General features: G+C 63.2%; 12 protein-coding genes. 1 reads left to right on the top strand and 11 read right to left on the bottom strand.

Annotated elements, in window-relative coordinates; all coding sequences use genetic code 11:
* Positions 1 to 29 precede the first annotated feature (29 nt).
* The 9 genes from PQQ53_RS15825 to PQQ53_RS15865 form a co-directional block, all read right to left on the bottom strand.
* Complete coding sequence (locus PQQ53_RS15825; RefSeq protein ID WP_408324775.1) at positions 30 to 2153, bottom strand: glycogen debranching protein; 2124 nt, start codon at positions 2151 to 2153, stop codon at positions 30 to 32.
* Positions 2140 to 4638 (bottom strand): glycogen/starch/alpha-glucan phosphorylase, encoded by a 2499-nt coding sequence (locus PQQ53_RS15830; RefSeq protein ID WP_408324776.1) that lies wholly within the window; start codon positions 4636 to 4638, stop codon positions 2140 to 2142. Before PQQ53_RS15830 ends, PQQ53_RS15825 begins: the two co-directional genes overlap by 14 nt.
* Before the next feature lie 18 nt (positions 4639 to 4656).
* Positions 4657 to 6486, bottom strand: coding sequence for a PTS glucose transporter subunit IIBC (ptsG, locus tag PQQ53_RS15835; RefSeq protein WP_408324778.1), 1830 nt, complete (start codon positions 6484 to 6486; stop codon positions 4657 to 4659).
* Positions 6487 to 6508: 22 nt separating this feature from the next.
* Positions 6509 to 9067, bottom strand: a complete 2559-nt coding sequence (ptsP, locus tag PQQ53_RS15840) for a phosphoenolpyruvate--protein phosphotransferase (protein WP_408157215.1) — start codon at positions 9065 to 9067, stop codon at positions 6509 to 6511.
* A gap of 91 nt (positions 9068 to 9158) precedes the next feature.
* A complete protein-coding gene (locus PQQ53_RS15845) occupies positions 9159 to 11555 on the bottom strand; it encodes a phosphoketolase family protein (RefSeq protein ID WP_408324780.1) in 2397 nt (798 codons plus the stop codon).
* A gap of 591 nt (positions 11556 to 12146) precedes the next feature.
* Positions 12147 to 12599: a putative PII-like signaling protein gene (locus PQQ53_RS15850; RefSeq protein WP_408146065.1), complete on the bottom strand. Its 453-nt coding sequence runs from the start codon at positions 12597 to 12599 to the stop codon at positions 12147 to 12149.
* A 3-nt stretch (positions 12600 to 12602) separates the two neighbouring features.
* Positions 12603 to 12752 (bottom strand): hypothetical protein, encoded by a 150-nt coding sequence (locus tag PQQ53_RS15855; RefSeq protein WP_408146067.1) that lies wholly within the window; start codon positions 12750 to 12752, stop codon positions 12603 to 12605.
* A complete protein-coding gene (locus PQQ53_RS15860) occupies positions 12752 to 13081 on the bottom strand; it encodes a putative PII-like signaling protein (RefSeq protein WP_408324781.1) in 330 nt (109 codons plus the stop codon). Before PQQ53_RS15860 ends, PQQ53_RS15855 begins: the two co-directional genes overlap by 1 nt.
* Positions 13082 to 13159: 78 nt before the next feature.
* A complete protein-coding gene (locus PQQ53_RS15865) occupies positions 13160 to 14092 on the bottom strand; it encodes a hypothetical protein (RefSeq protein WP_408324783.1) in 933 nt (310 codons plus the stop codon).
* A gap of 221 nt (positions 14093 to 14313) precedes the next feature.
* Here PQQ53_RS15865 and PQQ53_RS15870 point away from each other — a divergent pair, with 221 nt between their 5' ends.
* Positions 14314 to 14571 carry a DUF4148 domain-containing protein gene (locus PQQ53_RS15870; RefSeq protein WP_408146072.1) on the top strand — a complete coding sequence of 86 codons (258 nt, stop codon included), beginning with the start codon at positions 14314 to 14316 and terminating at the stop codon, positions 14569 to 14571.
* A gap of 69 nt (positions 14572 to 14640) precedes the next feature.
* Here the strand turns inward: PQQ53_RS15870 and PQQ53_RS15875 are convergent, their stop codons facing one another.
* Both PQQ53_RS15875 and PQQ53_RS15880 read right to left on the bottom strand, forming a co-directional pair.
* Positions 14641 to 15423, bottom strand: coding sequence for a cyclase family protein (locus PQQ53_RS15875; RefSeq protein ID WP_408146074.1), 783 nt, complete (start codon positions 15421 to 15423; stop codon positions 14641 to 14643).
* Positions 15424 to 15603: 180 nt separating this feature from the next.
* Positions 15604 to 17109 (bottom strand): indolepyruvate oxidoreductase subunit beta family protein, encoded by a 1506-nt coding sequence (locus PQQ53_RS15880; RefSeq protein ID WP_408324785.1) that lies wholly within the window; start codon positions 17107 to 17109, stop codon positions 15604 to 15606.
* Positions 17110 to 17112 lie beyond the last annotated feature (3 nt).

The raw sequence follows: 17112 nt of genomic DNA on the forward strand, positions 1-17112 counted from the left end.
CCCAGCAGTACCTAGGTATTAAAGTCGCTTTACCGCGCACCGTCCAGCCCGATTGTTGACCTTCGTCGCGATTCAAGCACTACGACACTGCGCGCTTCTACCCGGCAGGCACCGCGTTCGACGCGGGCCGTTTCAACAGCCGAAACAATGTCCGCCGGTGCTTCCGCGGCCGTATCGACCATCCGCCGCCAGTTCGCGTCGTCGAGGGCGGGAAGCTCTGCATCGCGCGCATCCGCGTTCATGTTGAGGACGACGTGCAACATGGGCGTGCCCGGCGCATGTCCCGCGAGCGTGAACGCCACCAGCCGGGCACCCGGGTCGCCCCATGCGGGAGCGCCGAGCCGCTCGCCATGCCAGGCGACATCGGGGTGCGTGCGCCCCTGCTCCGCAGCGCCCGTGAGAAACCGGCGACGGCGCAGGCTCGGGTGACGCCTGCGAAGCGCGATCATCTCGCGCACGAAGCGCAGCATGTCGAGCGCGTCATCGGAGAAACGCCAGTCCATCCACGACAACGCGTTGTCCTGGCAGTACGCGTTGTTGTTGCCGCGCTGGGTGCGCAGGATTTCGTCGCCGGCGAGCAGCATCGGCACGCCCTGGCTTAGCAGCAGGATTGCGATGAAGTTGCGCGCCTGCCGCAAACGCAGGCCGGCGGCAGACGGATTGTCCGTGTCGCCCTCGGCGCCGCAGTTCCACGAGAGGTTGTCGTTGCTGCCATCGCGGTTGTCGTCGCCGTTCGCCTCGTTGCGCTTCGCGTCGTAGCTGACGAGATCCCGCAACGTGAAGCCGTCGTGGCAGGTCACGAAGTTGACGCTGCTCACGGGCAGTCTGCCGTCCGCCTCATAGAGATCGGCGCTTCCCGCGAGGCATGTGCACATCGGGCCGATCCATCCCGGATCACCGCGCACGAAGCGCCGGATCACATCGCGGTAGCGGCCGTTCCATTCCGCCCATGCCATGCCGGGAAACTCGCCGACGTGATACAGGCCCGCCGCGTCCCACGCCTCAGCGATCAGCGGCACGCGCGCGAGCACCGGCGACGCTTCCATCGCCCATGGCAACGGCGGCGTACGCAGCAACGCGCCGCCTTCGCCACGCGTGAAGACGCTCGCCAGATCAAAGCGAAAGCCGTCCACGCCGAGTTCCTGCACCCAATACTCGAGGCAATGCAGGATGAACGCCGACACCAGCGGATGATTGCAGTTGACCGTGTTGCCGCAGCCGGTGTAGTCGAGATAACGCCCGCCTTCCGCCGGATCGACGTGATAGAAGACGTCGTTGGCGAGCACCTTGAAATTGATCACCGGACCGCTCACGCCCGCTTCCGCGGTGTGATTGAACACCACGTCGAGCAGCACGCGGATGCCGGCCGCGTGCATCGCGTCGGTCAACGCACGAAATTCCTGCGGTGCTCGCTCCGGCTCGACGCAATAGCGCGGATGCGGACTGTAGAAGCTGTGCGTGCTATAGCCCCAGTAATTGACGAGCCCTTTGGCGGCGGCCGATGCCGGCACGTCCTGCTCATCGAAGGCCATCACCGGAAGCAGTTCGACGTGCGTGATGCCCAGCTCCTTCAGATAAGGGATCTTCTCGATGAGCCCCGCGAACGTGCCGGGATGCCGAACGCCGCTCGATGGATCGCGCGTGAAGCCGCCGACATGCATCTCGTAGATAATCGCGTCGTCGAGCGTGCGCACGGCCACGTCTTTGCGCACGTCCAGCGGTTCGGTAACGATCGCTCTAAAAGACGCATGTCCGGGCTCGTGCCCCCCGGCAGCGGACTCGCGGTGCCAGCGGCGGTCGCTAACCGCGCGCGCGGCGGGATCGAGCAACTCGTGGCGGCTGCTAAGTTCGTCGTCGAGCTGCGGCACGCCATGATGGCCATAGGCGCGCCACGTGTAGCAGCACGGCACAGGAAGAGCTTCGATCAACACATGCCAGAAATAGAACGTGCGGTTCCTTTCGGACGTGAGCCCGATGATCTGAAACGGCTCGATGCTATCCGTCGATGCGTAAAGCAGCAGTTCGAGGTGAGTCGCGTGCCGGCAAAAAACGCAGAAGTTGACGCCGTCCGGCACGACCGACGCACCGAGCGGAAATCGCGAACCGGGCCGTGCCTGATAACCGCGCGTACTGTCGACGTTAGGACTGAGCAAGGTCGACCCTCACCGCCCGCGCGTTCCAGATGCGCTCGCAATACTCGTTGATCGCGCGATCCGACGAGAACTTACCCGAGCGCGCCGTGTTCATGATCGACATTCGCGTCCAGCTGCGCGAATCGCGCCACGCGTCGCTGACGCGTTGCTGACAGGCGACGTAATCCGCGAAATCGGCCAGCACGAGGAACGGGTCCGCGTGCAGCAGATTGTCGACGAGCGGCCTGAAGACGTCGCGGTCGCCGCGCGAGAAGCGCCCTTGCGCGATCTGCGCGAACGCTTCGCGCAAGTCGTCGTTGGACTGCACATAGTCGGACGGGCGATAGCCGTTGCGCTTGACCTCTTCGACCTGCTGCGCGGTCAAGCCGAACAGGAAGAAATTGTCGGCGCCCGCTTCTTCGCGGATCTCCACGTTCGCGCCGTCGAGCGTGCCGATCGTCACCGCGCCGTTCATCATGAACTTCATGTTTCCGGTGCCCGATGCTTCCTTGCCCGCTGTCGAAATCTGTTCGGACAGGTCCGCGGCGGGATAGACCCAATGGCCGTTCTTCACGTTGAAGTCCGGATAGAAGACCACTTTCAGGCGCCCGTCGATCACCGGATCATGATTGACGACTTCCGCGATGCCGGTGACGAGGCGGATCATCAGCTTGGCCATCGCGTAGCCGGGCGCGGCCTTGCCGCCGAAGATGAAGCAGCGCGGCGCGATGTCGAGCGCCGGATTGCGGCATAGCTGGTGATACAGACTGATGATGTACAGCGCGTTCAGATGCTGGCGTTTATATTCGTGAATGCGCTTGACCTGAATGTCGAACAGCGCGTCCGGATCGACGTCGATGTCCGTTGCGCTCGCGATCCGCGCCGCGAGCGCGGACTTGTTGTCACGCCGGATCGCGCGCCACGCTTCATGAAAGCCGGCATCGTCGGCGTGCGCGGCCAGTGCGTCGAGCTGCGCGAGATCGGTGCGCCATTCGTGGCCGATCGTTTGATCGAGAAGTTGCGCGAGCCCAGGGTTGTTCAACATCAGGAAGCGGCGCGGCGTCACGCCGTTCGTAACGTTGAGAAAGCGCTGCGGAAATACCTCGGCGAAATCGCGCAGCACGGTTTGGCGCAGCAGATCCGAATGCAACGCGGCCACGCCGTTGACCGCATGGCTGCCAACCGTGGCCAGGTGCGCCATGCGCACTTTCTTGTCGCCGCGTTCGTCGATCAGCGACATGCGCGTGACGCGCGCGTCGTCGCCAGGAAAATCGCGCCGCACGTCGTCGAGAAAGCGGCGGTTGATTTCGTAGATGATTTCGAGCGGTCGCGGCAGCAGACTTTGAAACAACGGCAGACCCCAGGTTTCGAGCGCCTCGGGCAACAGCGTGTGATTGGTGTACGCGAAGGTGCGCTGCGTGATGCCCCACGCGGTATCCCACGCAAGCCCGTGCACGTCCAGCAGCAGACGCATCAACTCGGCCACCGCGATCGACGGATGCGTATCGTTGAGTTGCGCGGCGAACAGGTCCGCGAAATGGTCGATCGGCGTGCCCTTCAGTCCCGTCAGCCTCAGCATGTCCTGTAGCGAGCATGACACGAAAAAGTACTGCTGCGCGAGCCGCAGACGCTTGCCCGCTTCCGGCTCGTCGTTCGGATAGAGGACCTTGGATAAGGTTTCCGACACGACCTTCTCCTGCACCGCCTCATAGTATTGGCCGGCGTTGAAATCCTGAAAGTCGAACGACTCCACCGCTTCGCTTTTCCACAGCCGCAAGACATTGCAGGTATCGACACGATAGCCCTGCACCGGCAGATCGCAGGCGACGCCCTTCACCTGCCGCGCCGGTATCCAGCTCACACGCAGGCGGCCTTCGCCGTCGGTCCGCTGTTGCGTGTATCCGCCGAAGCCGACGTAGTGGCTCACATCCGGCCGCACGATTTCCCATGGGTTGCCGCTCTGCAGCCATTTGTCGGTCACTTCCACCTGCCAGCCGTCGCGAATCTCCTGATCGAAGATGCCGAACTCGTAGTGAATGCCGTAACCGATCGCCGGTATTTCGAGCGTCGACAGCGAATCCATGTAGCACGCGGCAAGGCGTCCGAGTCCGCCGTTGCCGAGGCCGGGCTCTTCCTCGATCGCGAGCAGCACGTCGAGATCCTGGCCGAGCGCGTGCATGGCTTCGCGCGCTTCGTCTTGCATGCCGAGATTGAGCAGGTTATTGCCGAGCTGCGGACCGATCAGGAACTCCGCCGACAGATAGCAGGCAACCTTGACGTCCTTCGCCACATAGACTTTCGTCGATGCGGCCCAGCACGCGAGCATGCGATCGCGCACGCTGAAGGCGAGCGCCATGTACCAGTCGTGCGGGCTCGCAATGTCCGGATAGCGCCCCTCGCGGCAAATCAGATTCCTCACCACGTCGTGCTGGAACGCGTAGCCGCTCACGTCGAGCGACGCGGCTTTCGCATTCGACGCCGCATCTGCTACGGAAACGTCGCTCATCGCTTCTGCCCTCGTATTTCACGCCGGGGCTGGATGGGCCGCCGGCTCCCATTGGATCGCGCCGGCGAGGTTCTCCGCGCCGAGTCCGACCAGCAGGTCGATCGCGCCATTCTTCAATGCTTGCGTCGCGGGCACGCCCGCCGCCTTCAACGCGGCCGCGTCGATCCTCGATACGTCGGATAGTTCGACGCGCAGGCGCGTGGCCGCGAGCGCGTCGAGCTTGATGATGTTGCTCGCCCCGCCGAGCGCCGCGCGAATCTTTTCCGCACGCGCGATCTGCTGCGCCGAGCTTTGCGCTGAGCCTGCCAGCACCGCAGCAGCCGTAGCGCCAGCGCTGGCTACGGGTTCGCCCGGTGTGACGGGCATGCCAGCCGGGGCGAGGTCGGCGTCGCTGCCTGCTGTCTTCAGATACTCCTGCATGTCGGTTTTCAGGTTCTCCGACAGCGGCCCGAAGATCGCTTGCACGCCATTGCCGACTCGCATCACGCCCGCTGCGCCGAGTGCCTTCAGCTTTGCTTCGTCGACGCGCGCGGGGTCTTTCACGGATATGCGCAGACGCGTAATGCACGCGTCGAGACTGGTGATGTTCGAGCGTCCGCCGAACGCATGCACGAGTTCTCGCGGACGTCCGCCTGTGCCGCTCGCGGCGAGCGGTGCGGTTTCGACGGTGTCGTCCTCACGGCCGGGCGTCTTCAGGTTGAAGCGCGTGATGAAGAAGCGGAACACACCGTAATAGATCACCGCGTAAATTGGACCGAGAATGAACACGTACCAGGCGTGCGTGCCCTTATTGCCGACCAGGTTGAACATCAGGAAGTCGATCCCGCCTTGCGAGAACGTGAAGCCCATGCGCATGCCCAGCGTGTTCGCGACGAACTGCGCCGACGCCGCGAGGCACGCGTGGATGAAGTAAAGGACCGGCGCGACGAACAGAAACGCGAATTCGATCGGCTCGGTGATGCCGGTGAGGAACGACGTCAGCGCGGCCGAAATCATCATGCCGCCGACGGCCACTTTCTTCTCCGGGTTCGCGCAGTGCCAGATCGCAATCGCCGCCGCGGGCAGACCGAACATCTTGAACAGGAACGCGCCCGCGAGGATGCCTGCGGTCGGATCGCCCGCAAAGAAGCGCGTGATGTCGCCGTGCACCGTGTTGCCGGTTGTCGGATCGCGATAGCTGCCCATTTCGAAGAAGAACGGCACGTTCCAGATGTGATGCAGGCCGAACGGAATCAGCAGACGCTCGACAAAACCGTAGACCGTTGCCGCGGTGCGCGGATCGGACACCGCCGCCCAGTGCGAGAAGGCCTTGATGCCGCTGCCGATCGGCGGCCAGATGAAGGACAGGATGCCGCCGAGCACGATGGCGCCGATCGCCGTGACGATCGGCACGAAGCGCTTGCCGGCGAAGAAGCCGAGATACGACGGCAAGGTGATCCGGTAGTAACGGTTGAACATCCACGCCGCGAGGCCACCGGCCAGGATGCCGCCGAACACGCCGGTCTGGATCGACGGGATGCCCATGATCATGTCGGGCTCGATGCCCTCGACCTTCGCGATGACGCCAAGCGTCGCCGTCATCACCAGATAGCCGATCGTCGCGGCAATGCCCGAGACACCGTCGTTCTCGGTGAAGCCGAGCGCGACACCGATCGCGAAGATCAGCGGCAGGTTCGCGAAGATCACGTCGCCCGAATTCTTCATCAGCGCGAGCACGACCGCCGGCACGTAACCGTGGAAGTCGGTCGCGCCGAGACCGAGCAACAGGCCGGCCACCGGCAGCACCGCGACCGGCAGCATCAGCGACTTGCCGATTTTCTGCAAGACTCCGAACGCATGTGAAAACATGGCAGGTCTCCTCTTGATCCGCTCAGTCGGCAAAACGGGAAAGATGCGCGCGGACTTCCGCGGCGGTGCCCAAACGCAGCACGTCGGCGGCGAGCTTGCGGGCCTCGGTCATCGTCAACCGCGCAAGCTGGGCCTTGACCGAACCGATAGCGGGAATACTGACCGACAGTTCGTCGATGCCGAGACCCGCGAGCACGGGCACGGCCATCGCATCCGACGCGATGCCGCCGCAAATGCCGACCCATTTGCCGTGCTGGTGCGCGCCCTCGACCGTCATGCCGATCAGACGCAGTACCGCGGGGTGAAGCGCGTCGGCCTGCTTCGCGAGTTGCGGATGACCACGGTCCATCGCGAGCGTGTATTGCGTCAGGTCGTTCGTGCCGATCGAGAAGAAGTCGACTTCGCGCGCGAGTGGCTCCGCGATCAACGCGGCGGCCGGGACTTCGATCATGACGCCGACCTTGACGCTCGCCGAGTGGTCGCCGGCTTCTTCGAGCAGGATCCTGCGCGCCGCCCTCACTTCCTCAATCGTCGCAATCATCGGGAACATCACGTGCAGATTGCCAAGCGGCGCTGCGCGCAGGATCGCGCGCAACTGCGTACGGAAAATGTCGGGACGGGCGAGGCTCACCCGCACGCCGCGCAAACCGAGGAACGGATTGTCTTCCTTCGGCAGCGGCAGATACGACAGCGGTTTGTCGCCGCCGACGTCGAGCGTGCGGACTACGAGCGGACGTTCGCGGCCGAGCGCTTCGGCTACCGCACAGTATTCGGCAGCCTGCTCGTCTTCGGACGGCGCGGTGTCGCGCGCATCGAACAGGAACTCGGAACGCAACAGGCCCACGCCTTCGGCGCCCGCCGCCACCGCGTCGCGCGCTTCCTGCGCGTTGCGGATGTTCGCGACGACTTCGATGCGGTGGCCGTCGGCTGTCATCGCGAGCTTGCCCGCCGCGAGCTTTTCGGCTTCGCGTTTGGCGGCCTGGCGTCCGATGCGTTCGTGCGCCTGCGCCAGTTCGCCGGCGCTCGGGTGGCGCCGCAAGCGGCCGCCCGAACCGTCGAGCACAACGGGGGTGCCGTCGGCCAGTTGTAGCGCGCGTGCGTCGATACCGCAAATCGCGGGGATGCCGAGCGAACGCGCGAGGATCGCAACATGGCTCGTCGCCCCGCCGGTCGTCGTGCAGAAGCCGAGCACCTTGCTGCGATCGAGCGACGTAGTGTCAGACGGCGACAGTTCTTCGGCAACCAGAATCGAGTCCTGCGGCACGTCGATCTGCGCCTGCCTGACGCCCGCGACCAACGCGAGCACCCGGCGGCCGACGTCGCGGATATCGCCTGCGCGTTCGCGCAGCAGCGGGTTGTCGAGCTTCTCGAGCATGCTCGCCTGCTTCTGGAAAGCCTCGCGCCAGGCGAAGCCCGCGCCCTTGCCTTCGCTGATGCTGGCGATCGCCATATCGCTCAGGTCGGGGTCGTCCAGCAGTTCGAGATGCGCAGCCAGAATCTGCGCCTTCGACGCATCGGCGAGCGTCGCTTTCAGCGCTTCGATCTGCTGACGCGCCTGGTGTCGCGCCGCTTCGAGTTGCGCGCGCTCGAGTTGCGGCGACTCGCCCGCCTCGTTCACGTCGATCACTTGCTGGCGGAACTGCACCACGTTGCCGACGGCAAGTCCCGGCGAAGCGCAGACGCCGGTGAACTCGTCGGCGTCGGCGTCGGCGTCGGTGGCTGCGGCGCGGGTGGCGATTGGCTCGGCGGTTGAAACCGCAGGTGCCGAAGTTGCCGCAGACGCGGGTGCGTCGCCGGGCTTTTCGCCAGAACCGTCGGCGAGCAGCCGCGCAAGCACGCTCGCCGCTTCCGCTGCGTCGGGTCCGCGGGCCTCGACGCGCAGCTTGTCTCCGAACGTGCTGGCGAGCCCCATGATCGCGACGACCGACTTCGCGTTGACGCTGTCGCTGCCGCGCAGCAGGCGGATTTCGGAGGTGAACTTCTTCGCTTCCACAGCGACGACGGCAGCGGGCCGCGCATGCAGGCCCGCCGGATTCGGCAGCGTGATTTCGCCGGAGAGGATTGCGCCGCCCGCGCCCGCCGTCTCCTTCTCCGCGACGCTGCCGACCAGCTCGACATACAGGGCCGTGTCGGTACCCGCGTTGACGAGGCCTTTAGCGGGCACATAGCGGGCGACGAGTTCGCCGTTGGCGATCACCATCTGCGTGAGTAGGCTGCTCGCCTTCGCGCCGACCACCACGGGGTCGAAGCGGATCAGCGGTGTGCCAGCCGCGACGGTATCGCCTTCCTTGACCAGCGGCATGAAGCCCTCGCCGCGCAACAGCACGGTGTCGAGTCCGATATGCAACAGGACTTGCAGTCCGCTGTCGCCGGTGATCGTCAGCGCATGGCTCGCACTGTGCAGTTGCGTGATTTTGCCGGAAAGCGGCGCCAACAACTCATCCGACGTCGGATCGATCGACACGCCGTCGCCGACCAGCTTCTGCGCGAAGACCGGATCGGGCACGCTATCCAGCGGCACCAGCACGCCCGAAACTGGCGCGCTCAACGCGATGCGCAGGGGACGCTCAGGCGCTTTCATTGCGACGACTCCTTATGCTTTTAACGCTCGTCTGAAAGAGTTTGATTCGAGCCATGCGCGCGAGAGATGCACGGCGCAGACTGCGAACCGCTCAATACGGCCACACCCATTCGGAGATCTCGGGGCTATCGGTGCCGTGCTCATGCGCGTAATTCATGTTGAGGATAATCGAATTCCTCATGTCGTCTCGCAGATGCGCGGTTCTGCCCTGCAAGCGCGGCACGCGGTCGAGCACGTCGAGCACGAGGTTGAAACGGTCCACCTTGTTAAGGATCGCGAGTTCGAGCGGCGTATTGATGTTGCCTTTCTCCGTGTAGCCGCGAACGTGCAGATTCTCGTGATTGCGAAAGCGGTACGCGAGCTTGTGAATCAGCCACGGGTAGCCGTGGAAATTGAAAATCACGGGCTTGTCGACCGTAAACAGGCTGTCGAACTCGCGCTCGGTAGAGCCGTGCGGATGCTCGGTCACCGGCTGCATCCTGAACAGATCGACCACGTTCACGAAGCGCAGTCGCAGTTCGGGCAAACGCTCGCGCAAAATCGCCGTCGCCGCGAGTGCTTCCTGCGTGGCGACGTCTCCGCATGAAGCCATCACCGCATCGGGCTCCGCATCTTCGTCATTGCTCGCGCGCCGCCATACGCCCATGCCCTTCGCGCAATGCACCACCGCTTCGTCGATGGTCGTAAATTGCAGATGCTTCTGCTTGTCGGCGACGATCACATTGATGCAATCGGTCGAGCGCAGGCACTCGTTCGCTACGACGAGCAACGTATTGGCGTCCGGCGGCAAATAGACGCGCGTGACCGACGGACTCTTGTTGGTGACGAGGTCAATGAAACCGGGGTCCTGATGCGAGAAGCCGTTATGATCCTGACGCCATACCGTCGACGAAAGCAGGATGTTCTCCGAGGCCACCGAAGCGCGCCACGGCACATGGTTCTTGCACACGTCCAGCCACTTTGCGTGCTGGTTGAACATCGAGTCCACCACATGCGCGAACGCTTCGTAAGTGTGAAAGAAGCCGTGACGCCCGGACAGCAGATAGCCTTCGAGCCAGCCCATCAGCGTGTGTTCCGAGAGCATCTCCATCACACGACCGTCGCGCGAGAGTTCGCCGCCGTCGTCGTCCTCGGGCAGCATGTCGGCCATCCACACTTTCTTGCTGACCTCATAGATCGCCTGCAGGCGGTTAGACGCGGTCTCGTCGGGGCCGAAGACGCGGAACGTGTTCATGTTGCAACGCATCGTGTCGCGCAGGAACTGGCCGAGCGGCTGCGTATTCTCGCGCAGCACCTTGCCGGCGTGCGCGACTTCCACCGCGTAGTCGCGAAAGTCCGGCAGCTTCAACTCGCGGCGCAACAGGCCGCCGTTCGTATGCGGATTGGCGCTCATGCGGCGCGGCCCTTGCGGCGCAAGCGCACGCAATTCGGAAAACAACCGTCCGTTGTCATCGAAAAGCTCTTCTGGCTTGTAGCTGCGCATCCAGCTTTCCAGCAGTTCGAGATTCGCGGGGTTGCCGCGCACATCGGAAAACGGCACCTGATGTGAGCGCCACGAGCCCTCCACCTTATGGCCTTTGATTTCCTTGGGTCCGGTCCAGCCCTTCGGCGAACGCAGGACGATCATCGGCCAGCGTGGGCGCTCGGCGCCTCCGTTTGCGCGCGCTCTTTCATGAATCGCGCGGATTTCGCTGATGACCGTATCGAGCGTGCCGGCCATCTTCTGATGCATCTCCGACGGGTCCGATCCTTCGACGAAATACGGCGTATAACCGTAGCCCTCGAATAATGCCGCCAGCTCCGCATGGCTGATGCGCGAGAGGATCGTCGGATTGGCGATCTTGTAGCCGTTCAGGTTCAGGATCGGCAGGACGGTGCCGTCGCGCGCGGGATTGATGAACTTGTTCGAATGCCACGCGGTGGCAAGCGGACCTGTCTCGGCCTCGCCATCGCCGACTACGCAGGCCACGATCAGATCGGGGTTGTCGAGTGAGGCGCCATAAGCATGCGAGAGGCTGTAGCCGAGTTCACCGCCTTCATGAATCGAGCCCGGTGTTTCGGGCGTCACATGCGAGCCGATATGGCCCGGAAACGAGAACTGCTTGAAGAACTTCTGCATGCCCTCGGCGTCTTCGCTCTTGTCCGGATACACCTCCGAATAAGTGCCTTCCAGATAAGCGGGGCCGAGTACGCCGGGCGCGCCGTGTCCGGGGCCGGCCATGAAAATCACGTCGAGGTCGTCGCGCTTGATCACGCGATTCAGGTGCGCCCAGACAAACGACAGCGCGGGGCTCGCGCCCCAGTGTCCGAGCAGACGGTGCTTCACATTTTCGACTGTCAGGGGCTCGCGCAAAAGCGGATTGTCCCTGAGATAAATCATGCCGACCGAGAGGTAATTGCAGGCGCGCCACCACGCGTCGATGCATCGGAGCTCATCGCTGGATAGCGCGGCGCGGTACGACGCGTCCGATGCGCGGTCGTTGCTCATGCAGACCTCTCCTATCCATGCAACCTCTACCCGAGGTGAACGGAGAAGCGTCGGGCGCGCTGCGGTGGCGCTGCCTTTTGTGCAGGACCACATCGAGCCTGGCGGTGGGTCCTTTGCATGGCGGCTCCGGGAAAAAGAACCTGAAAACGCTTCTGACAGGAGCATATGTTACTGAGCGCAGATTGCAAGAAGCGAGCGCTTCTCCGGCGCACATGAAACATGCCTTTATATATGGCACATGACGCGCTTTTGCAGCCTTTGTTTTATCCGCTTAGCGAAGCCACGACAGCTTTTTCGCACGACGACACCGAAACGCCCGCGCTTGACGACCGCTTCCGCATGAGTTCATTGATGCGTAGCGGATAGAAGCAGCAGACACGCTTCATCACTGCAGGTGTTGCGCGAATTGCGAAGCCTTGCGCGGTGGCCCGCTCGCAATCGCGCCTTGTTGCCGATGCATACTTTTTCTGTCGTTAGAATTCCGCCATTGTGACTTGTCTGCCGTGGTCAACGACAGCTGGTCGAGGAAGGTCGGGGATTTCATTGCGATCCAGGCTTGAGCCTGTGTCAAACCGGGGCGACATGGGCCGCTTAACGCAGCTTGCACCCGAACAGCGAAAGGTGCTTCTGCTCACCACGCTGCTCTTTTTCACCCAGCACCCCGAACTCGATGGGCGAGCGCGTATAGAACACGTGCACTCGTTCGCTCTTGACGGTGTCGAGCATGCGCTGCGCTTCATCTTCGGTAACGGCGAGGATGACCTGCAGGGGTTGGTCTGCGAGCTTGAGCATATGGGCGGCATGATGCGCACCCGCATGGCCCGTGCCTTCCGCGCAATTGATGACGGTCGCGCCATGAATGCCTAGCTGCTTCGCTTCGTGAAGAAGCCATTCGCACACCGTGCGGTGACCGTGATGGCGGTTCTGTTCTGTATAGAACGTCAGTTGGTAACCGTTCATATCTTCCTCCACCACTCGGCCCGGAACCGCCACATGACCGCTACGGCCGAGCAGGACTGGTCGGTTCAGGCCAACGGAGTCCATCACTCATTCTAGTGCATCGACCTGGCGACGTTGCATGTTGCATTGCGCCACTCGCGGGGTGCCGTGTCGCGTGTGCGCGTCGCATTTCACCGGCTGGATCGCGCCGGCTTCGAGCGGGATGTTGTCTCCGGCGGGAGTCACGCTGAAGTCCATCAGCTCGCTCCGTCCGTTCCGAGCGTGTCGTACTCGACCGGCGCGCGTGTGTAAAAGAGACGCACGCTGCCGCCGTCGAGCTTTGCGAGCAGTGCGTCGATGTCCGCATCGACGGCAATGATCGTCACGGCGACCGACTGTTCGGCCAGCTCGAAAAAGCGAGCCGCGTGATACTTGCCCTTCACATCGACGCTTTCGGCGACTTCGACGACCGTCGCGCCCTGGATGCCTGCGCCCCTGGCCTCATCGAGAATCCATTCGACGATCGACATGTGCCTGATCCGTTGCCGCTGGTCGGTTGCGTAGATTGTGAGCTGGCTACCAGTCATGATTCCCTCCCGCTGTCCGCTCGACTCTCGCCATGAATACACTTGCCGGAACACGAAGCGGTGCGCGTGCAGCGCGGCCTACTGGGCGGTCTGCTGACGTTGATACTCCTCGTGCTTCATTTGCATGTAGTCAGCGCGGCTGACTTCGTGCAATTGCCGCGGATACTGCTCGGTAGCATCGAACCAGTCGGCGAGACGCTTGTTGAGGCGGGCGTTGGGCGGGCTGGAAAGCGCACCCAGATAGGCATCGATGGCGAGGTAATAGCGCATGGTATTGCGCTCCACCAGACCGCGCACGCCGCCGATGTAACGCTTCTCGCCCGTCGACGATTCGGGCGCGGAAGAAAAGCCGACCTTGTCGCTGCCGATCGTCGCCAGATAGGTTTTCATCGCAAACCGTCCCGCCGCACCGTAACCGTAGGCGTAGGTCAGGTGGATAAAGGTTCGGCTATCGCCCACGGGTATCGCCTCCAGCACGATACGGTAGTCTTTGGTGCTCAGCGGACCCGTAGCGGCGCTGAGCTCCACGCGAACATAATCGGGACTGCTCGCCGTCGCGCGATAGTTGAATTGCACGCGGTAGGACGAGGAAAGCGACTCCGGCGTTTTCTTGCCGATGTTCACCGAGAGGACCGTGCCACTGGCGCTCGTCGCTGCATGGCAGTACTTGGTGTTCAGATGCAGGATCAGCACGTCGCACCAGTTGGCCGGGCCCTGAGCCGGGTCGTTGAGCGTTGTGTTGAGCGTCGAGAACGGATGGTTGAGCACACCGTAAATCTCGCCCTGGAGTGCCGAAGGCAACTCCTGCGATTCGAGGTAGAGCGGTCGTTGGAACTGATTGTGCGCGAGCTGCTGCGTCAGGCTCTCGTATTTCTCGCGCAGGCTCGCCGCGCGGTCGTCTGCTTGCGCGAAGGCGTTCTGGCACAGGCAGCAGAACACCGCCAGCATCGCAGCCGCCAGCCACCGCCGCGCTCTCCGTGTGCCTACAGGGGATTTGGCAAGCCTGCCCATGGACGTACTCCTACTTTTGATTCGGATCGCGACGGCGCCGGGCGCGGATCGTTGCGCGCCGGCTACCCTCCTATTTTTGCAGGCGGCGGCGTGGTTTGTATATCCGTAATCACCGCCGCCCTGCAAGCCGGTACATCGTAAGAAAGTCACCCGGGTGGAAGAACGGCAAAATAACGTCTACGATCATTGAGGAACCGCACAACCTCTTAGGAGGATTCGTCATGAAGAATTTCACTGTGGCCGTGCTGAACATTCTGTTCGGCGCAGCAAGCATCGCTCCCGCGATGGCACAGACGTCTCCTCCTATGGCATCCAGTCCGCCTGCGCCTCTCACACGCGCTGACGTCAAAGCCGACCTTGTCGCCTGGCGTGCTGCGGGATTCAAGCCTCCAACCAATTTTGAGCACTATCCGGCCAATGCTCAACAAGCGAGTCGAATCGTCGCCGATCAGCGCGCGCGGGCGTTGGGTCAGCACTAGCGGGATTCGAAGGGGCCGCCGTGCCGCCGCTTCTCCGATGGCGGCACGGCGCCAAACAGTCGAGTGCGCTCATCGACCGGGAACAAGGGCGAGTACTCGAAGCGGACTGCCGGAGCCAGATTGAATTTTTAGCGGCGCGGAAAGAATCACGGCTCCAGTTGCGGGCAATTCATCCAGATTTTTCAGGCACTGCAATCCGTAACGGTTGGCGCCGTGCATCAGCGTATGGCACGGATACGGAACTGGCCAGGCATAGGATTGGCCCGCGTCGGTGTTAATCGTTTCTACGCCAAAGCCATGGACGTGCCGCTCGTGGATCAGCCACTCCACGGCTTCCTGGGTCGGCCCCGGCGTGTGTGCGCCGTCCTCCCTCAGGTTGACGAATTCCGCCGGGTCTGTCCGCCTCGACCAGTCGGTGCGGAACAACACCCACGCAGACGCAGGTATCTTGCCGTGCTGCGACTCCCAACGCTCGAGGAATTCCTTCGTCAGCAACCAGTCGGGATTAGCCGCGACCTCTTTGCTGGCGTCGATCACGACCGCCGGCGCAATGAAGTGATTCACTTCGATCGTGTCGACCGCATTACGCGCGTGATCCTTGCCGCTCACCCAATGAACCGGCGCGTCAAAGTGTGTCCCGGTATGCTCGCCGCACGAGAAATTGTTCCAGTACCACCCCGGGCCCCTTTCGTCATACCGGCTAATCTGCTCCATCTTGAACGCCCACACCTGGCCGAATTCAGGCGGCAATTCCAGGGCGGGGAAATCGGGGGAAAGTGTCTGCGTCAGATCGACGACGCGAACGCTTCCGACCGAGATTTCCCGGACGAGTTGATCGAGAACTGTTGTCATAGGGAATGTGTCAGTTATATCCGTGATAGGTGAACCATCGTCGTGGGCTGCGCGAATCGTCCAGGCACTCATCGTTGTCGTGCTGTCCCAACCCCCTGATAAAAAAATATCGCACTACTTAGCCTTCTCTCTTCACGTGGGTGGAATCGACCGCGTCGGACCGTCCCCGGCGCCTGACGCTCAGGCCAACGCGTGTCGCCCGAGCGCTTCCTGCAGCTTCTTGCCGTGCTCGTCGGCGAGTGCCGCTTCGCGCAGCTCACGCAGAGTGGCGGGCGCCAGCAGCGCACCCGCGCGGGCCACGGCGGTCATCACCTTCTCGTAGTTGGCCAATCCGCGCGCGTGCGTGTCGCTGTAGCCCTTGACGAGCCGCTGGCATTGGACGACCTCGACGGCAAGCGCCGTATTGCGTTGCGCCGCTTCGAGCACCTGGCTCAGCCAGTGTTCGATGCGCGCATTTTCCATCTGGTAGCGCAGCGTGGCACGGCGCCAGCCGCGCATGCGCGAGACCGCGTAGAGCAGCAGGTAGCCGCGCAGCGAGCTGGTGGTCACGATTCGGCCCGCCTGCGTGAAGCGGCGCACGAGGCGATGCACCCAGTGCGGACGCATCAGCCATCTGCCGAGCGACGCAGGCAACGTCTCGCAGATTTCCTCGATCCGCGGATGCATGAACTCGTTGATCGCGAGGAGTTGGTCCACTTGTGCGCGCACTTCGCCGCGTACCCGCTCGAAGCGTGAACCACGCGTCTTGAGATCGGCCACACGAATGGTGTCCTCGTACGACATCCATAGCGCCAGGTGGCGCGCGGTCTCACGCACGAGCGTGATGTCCTGCTGCCTGAGCCCGCGGCCTACGTCGGCCAGGCGATCGAGATAAAGTCCTGCGTAGTCAGGGTCCTGGTAGTCGATCAACCGGCGCACACCCTCGGTCACCATTGGCTGAACCTCGGCGGGGAATTGAGTGCAAACGCGTTCGACGAGACCCGCTACCTTCGAGTCGCGTGGCTTCAAATCCATGCCGCCAGTCGCAAATTCTGTGTTGTCGTCAACAGGTTGTCCGGCTTCGTTCGCCTTCAGGTAGGCCACGCCGAACGCATGCAGGCTCGGCTTTACGCCCACGCCGCCACGCTCGATCGTCGCCTCGAACTGCTCGCGGCTGAACGCCAACACGCCCGTGCCGGCCAGCGCGCCGAACAGCACGGCGCTGATCACGCTGCCGCAGGCTTCGGCCGCCCGGGCCATGTCGAAGCGCACGAAACGCTTCGCGGCCTTGCCCGCATGCGCGATCAATGCGTCGCTATCCACTCGCCCGTCGCCCATCGCGGTCTTCTCGGCAATCGAATAGACGCGGTGCGTCGAGGCCACGAGCGTGGTGCGATCGGGCGTCACGAGACCGCGCTGCACCGCACGCCCGGCTTCCATCAGTTCGGAGGCGAGCACCACATCGACGTCGCCGGGCAGCGGCATCAGCGCGAGCACTGGCGCGCGGCCGGCACGGTCCGCGAGTTCCCGTGGAAACAGCTCGACGTAATAGATGGTTGCGCCGGTGCGTTGCGCCACACCCGGCACCGAGGTGGTCTGCGCGTAGTAGCCGTTGTGTTCGCCGAGATCGACGATCCAGTCGGCGAGTACGCCACCGCCCTCTCCGCCCATGGCGAGAATGGCGATTTTGATCGGTTGGGCTTTCATAGT

The organism is Paraburkholderia strydomiana, assembly GCF_046030495.1.
In the GTDB taxonomy this organism is placed as follows: Bacteria; Pseudomonadota; Gammaproteobacteria; order Burkholderiales; family Burkholderiaceae; genus Paraburkholderia; species Paraburkholderia strydomiana_A.

What these genes read in the sequence shown, in the direction of transcription:
- PQQ53_RS15870 (WP_408146072.1), top strand. Translation starts at nt 14,314, where the DNA reads ATGAAGAATTTCACTGTGGCCGTGCTGAACATTCTGTTCGGCGCAGCA.
- PQQ53_RS15830 (WP_408324776.1), bottom strand. Translation starts at nt 4,638, where the DNA reads ATGAGCGACGTTTCCGTAGCAGATGCGGCGTCGAATGCGAAAGCCGCG.
- PQQ53_RS15865 (WP_408324783.1), bottom strand. Translation starts at nt 14,092, where the DNA reads ATGGGCAGGCTTGCCAAATCCCCTGTAGGCACACGGAGAGCGCGGCGG.
- PQQ53_RS15875 (WP_408146074.1), bottom strand. Translation starts at nt 15,423, where the DNA reads ATGACAACAGTTCTCGATCAACTCGTCCGGGAAATCTCGGTCGGAAGC.
- PQQ53_RS15860 (WP_408324781.1), bottom strand. Translation starts at nt 13,081, where the DNA reads ATGACTGGTAGCCAGCTCACAATCTACGCAACCGACCAGCGGCAACGG.
- PQQ53_RS15845 (WP_408324780.1), bottom strand. Translation starts at nt 11,555, where the DNA reads ATGAGCAACGACCGCGCATCGGACGCGTCGTACCGCGCCGCGCTATCC.
- ptsG (WP_408324778.1), bottom strand. Translation starts at nt 6,486, where the DNA reads ATGTTTTCACATGCGTTCGGAGTCTTGCAGAAAATCGGCAAGTCGCTG.
- PQQ53_RS15880 (WP_408324785.1), bottom strand. Translation starts at nt 17,109, where the DNA reads ATGAAAGCCCAACCGATCAAAATCGCCATTCTCGCCATGGGCGGAGAG.
- ptsP (WP_408157215.1), bottom strand. Translation starts at nt 9,067, where the DNA reads ATGAAAGCGCCTGAGCGTCCCCTGCGCATCGCGTTGAGCGCGCCAGTT.
- PQQ53_RS15855 (WP_408146067.1), bottom strand. Translation starts at nt 12,752, where the DNA reads ATGGACTTCAGCGTGACTCCCGCCGGAGACAACATCCCGCTCGAAGCC.
- PQQ53_RS15850 (WP_408146065.1), bottom strand. Translation starts at nt 12,599, where the DNA reads ATGGACTCCGTTGGCCTGAACCGACCAGTCCTGCTCGGCCGTAGCGGT.